The sequence below is a fragment of the Vibrio sp. 1562 genome (assembly GCF_033340155.1).
In the GTDB taxonomy this organism is placed as follows: Bacteria; Pseudomonadota; Gammaproteobacteria; order Enterobacterales; family Vibrionaceae; genus Vibrio; species Vibrio alginolyticus.
Window position 1 is genome coordinate 420 of record NZ_JAWOVY010000209.1, and the last position, 406, is coordinate 825.

General features: G+C 46.8%; 1 protein-coding gene. It reads left to right on the forward strand.

Features of this window, described 5'->3' with window-relative positions:
- Positions 1-406: helicase-related protein (locus R7Z49_RS24195; RefSeq protein ID WP_318112256.1), on the forward strand; the 406-nt coding region annotated here is incomplete at both ends.

The following is a 406-nucleotide window of genomic DNA, read 5'->3' on the forward strand; positions in this document are numbered from 1 at the left end:
TTATATTGAATCAGAAGGGCGCAGCTTTGCCGTGGAAACTCGCTATGCTCCGCTGACTGCCAACGATCATCTTTCAACGGTAATGGCAAAAAATATAGAGAGTTTGATGAATAAAGAGTCAGGCTCTCTGCTTGCGTTTCTTCCCGGTGTGGCGGCCATTAAGCAAGTGCAAGAGCGTTTATCGCACTTACCGGACGATGTTGAAGTATGCCCGTTGTATGGTCAGTTGAGCTTTACTGAGCAACAGAAAGCCATCTCTCCTGCAGAAAAAGGTAAGCGCAAAGTCGTATTGGCAACCAACATTGCGGAAACCTCTCTGACAATTGAAGGTATTCGCCTTGTGGTGGATTCTGGTTTGGAGCGTGTTGCGCGTTTTGACTTGAAAAATGGCCTTACACGATTGGAG